Source organism: Phyllobacterium myrsinacearum, assembly GCF_014138285.1.
Lineage (GTDB): Bacteria > Pseudomonadota > Alphaproteobacteria > Rhizobiales > Rhizobiaceae > Phyllobacterium > Phyllobacterium myrsinacearum_A.
In genome coordinates, this window is record NZ_JACGXN010000033.1 from 1 (window position 1) to 3,111 (window position 3,111).

Consider the following 3,111-nt stretch of genomic DNA (forward strand, 5'->3'; position numbering starts at 1 on the left):
CCGGTTGTGGACGGACTTGAGTGCATCCAGCTGGAGATATCCAAACTATTGCAGGATAAGCTGAATTTACGACAAACAAGCGCCAAAGAGTCCCATTCTGAGCGCCACAATCACAATTCAGATACCATACCTATTAATAATCTTGAACGCGGATTTACAAAAAACCAGGACAAAAACACTGGGCATAACTGGGATCAGCCTGTGCTGGCTGGAGCAATGGAACGGAAAGACAACCGGCAATTGCCAGAAAGCCCGGACAGGACTAGGCAGTGTGAAGCTGGTGATGCCCGCCGCGGCACAGCCGGTTTGGACGATAAGAACGATCATCCGGGGGATATATCCGGCCGCAATCTGCAGCTTACCGGGCCCGTCGCCTCTGCCTTTGATGCCAAACCCGTTCCGCTCGGGCTTGTTCGTCAGGCCTGTCCCGATATTGCTGCCTATGCCAGGAATGGCCTTGCCAGCTGGTCCGAACTGAGGGGTGCGGCCATTGTCGTGCGCTCCATGCTCGGTGTCAGTCCTTCGGCCTATGAGGAAGCCTGCTCCGTCCTTGGCCAAGAAAACGCAGCCATTGCCATGGCCTGCATCCTGCAAAGAGCCGATCAGATCAATTCCGCCGGAGGCTACCTCCGATCTCTCACCGACAAGGCGGCAAAAGGCGAATTTTCCATCTGGCCCATGCTCCTTGCCCAACTCAGGGTCAATGGCGAGCACGTCAGGCTCGTCAAGGGACGGACGAAATGAGGAAGAACAATAGGGTGGGGGCGATTTGATGGCGTTATCCAAACAGAACGGATTGAGTTTGGCATCGATAGACGGATTGATTGCCGCCACAGCGCTTGTACAGGATCGAAAGTCGTTGGAGAACGAACAGTTGTAAATGCCGATAACGCATTCAAAGATCAAAGAAGGCCGCACGGAGAGGGCAGGGGAGGGCCAAAACGTCGAACGAATGCAGGAAAACGAAGCAAATTGGTCCTCCACACGGTCACAATGCGAAATTAGCCTTGTAGGACAGCCCACCAAGCGAATATCGCATTTGGATCATGGTTAAGAGATGGTTTTCAGTCCATCATGCAGAAGTTATTATCGCAATAGATGCGCGTTAATGGAATAAACATAATAAAAACAATGTGTGATGGAAAATCGATCAAGCTCGGGTATCGTCTTCAGGACACGTTGTTCCCAAAAGTTTCTGAGCGAAGGAAAATTGGCTAGCGCCCATCGGTATTTTGCCACACTATACGAGTTCCGGGAACAGGGCGCCGCGGGTTGTTAAATCCCTGTGCCGTCGAGCTGCTGGGCGTCGTCGCCTTCCCAAGGTGATGGCGTGCACGTGCCATTGAGATTGGCAATGGGCATTGGCATCCAGCACTTCAATTCAGGCTCGGCATACTCGACAAGGCGGGTGAGGAATCGGAAGCACGCCAGCCTTCCGTACTGAACTGATCACCCTTCGACCAAAACGCTAGATCAACTTCCGCGGGCCCTGTTCGGGCGGGCGGATCGCGACGAGGACCCGACGGCCGTCTTTTGGCGCGGGTGCCAGCGGTCAGGTTCAACTATCATTCTTTCCTCCTGCCTGATGAGAGTTGCAAGTTTTGCCTCGCCATCGAAAGGGTCAACTCAAATTATTTCCCAACCAACATCTATACTCCGCTGCAAGCCTCTTATTGACAGCCAATGCTTCACCATTGCCGGAGAAGTGGTGTCCTTAGCGACGTATCATTGGGTAGATCAAAAGATGTTGCTGCGCCTTTACGAACCTGGTCGAAACAGACGCAAAATCGCTTGAGCAGGAATTGCTGGAACCTTAGTATCCTTACATTTCAAGACCTATTGTTGGAGGCATAAATGCTAGTTTGTCGGGCGATCGCGGTAGGTGTCGTGTTGCTCCTATCCGTTTTGGCTTCCGTCGCATACGAGGCAAAAGATGCCTATGATCGCGGTGAATATATTAAAGCATTCAATCTTTCACTGGACAAAGCCAATCATGGAGATAGCGAGGCACAAGTAAATGTTGCAGCGATGTATTTTCATGGTCTGGGAACGATTGCGGACAAAGCGCAAGCTTTTGCTTGGTATTTAAAGGCCGCTGAAAACGGAAGCGTGCAAGCCCAGGCAGTAGTTGGAACAGCTTACAGAGTGGGGCAGATTGTTCCAGTCAACAAGGCCGAGGCATTCAAATGGTTTGCCAAAGCGGCTGAGCAAGGTAATCCAGGTGCACAGATGGTACTGGGACAAATGTACCTATCAGGAGAGGGTATTCCCGTAAACAAACCTGACGCACTTATGTGGATGACAAGAGCAGCAAACAACGAACATATTCCTGCACAAGCTGCGTTGGGTGTTATGTATCTAAATGGGGACGGAGCACCAACCGATAAAGCTGAAGCGGAAAAATGGCTGAAGAAAGCAGCGTTACGTGGTCAGTTAAATGCTCAGATAGCACTGGCGCAAATGTATCGGGACGGCGACGGCGTTCCAGTAAATACAACAGCAGCTTTCAATTTGTTCAGTGATGCGGCTGTGGCTGGCAACCAGGATGCCCAAGGTGCCCTTGCCTACATGTACCGCAATGGTGATGGAACGACCACAGACAAGGCGCTGGCGATAAAGTGGTATGAGAAGGCCGCTGTGCAAGGGAACACCGACGCCCAAAGTGCCGCGGGAGTGATGTACCTCACTGGCGAGGGAATAATGATCAACAAAGAACGCGCGCTTAATTGGCTGCTTTCAGCAGCGATCGGCGGAGATGCGGACGCACAGGCGAACTTGGGAAATATGTATTTTGAGGGAAATGGTGTTGTGCGTGATAAGAACACCGCCTTCAACTGGTACCTGAAAGCTGCGATACAGGGCAACAAGCGTGCTCAAGCGTATGTCTCTCAAATGTATCGTAGTGGCGATGGTATTCCGAAAAATCTCGACTTGGCCTACACGTGGCAAAATAAATCCCGAGAATGATTATTTTAAGCCATCGCTATTGAAAAGTGCGCGTATTGATTGGTCTGTTTGTGTTTAGGCATGCAAAATTGACCCCGTTTGCGGGGTAATCGGCATCCAATTTTGACCCCCCTAGATTAGATCTGACCATCCGACTTGGCAGCG

At 51.2% G+C, this 3,111-nt stretch carries 2 protein-coding genes and 1 pseudogene; 2 read left to right on the top strand and 1 reads right to left on the bottom strand.

All coding sequences use genetic code 11. The annotated features are described in order from the left end of the window. Nucleotides 1–6 precede the first annotated feature (6 nt). A complete protein-coding gene (repC, locus tag FHW16_RS28660) occupies nt 7–744 on the top strand; it encodes a plasmid replication protein RepC (RefSeq protein WP_432652098.1) in 738 nt (245 codons plus the stop codon). 531 nt (nt 745–1,275) lie between these two features. On the opposite strand, the pseudogene FHW16_RS28665 reads toward repC, so the two are convergent. Further along, nucleotides 1,276–1,549, bottom strand: a pseudogene (locus FHW16_RS28665) (hypothetical protein). A 305-nt stretch (nt 1,550–1,854) separates the two neighbouring features. Here FHW16_RS28665 and FHW16_RS28670 point away from each other — a divergent pair. Then, nucleotides 1,855–2,967, top strand: a complete 1,113-nt coding sequence (locus tag FHW16_RS28670; protein WP_182552859.1) for a tetratricopeptide repeat protein — start codon at nt 1,855–1,857, stop codon at nt 2,965–2,967. Nucleotides 2,968–3,111: the final 144 nt, after the last annotated feature.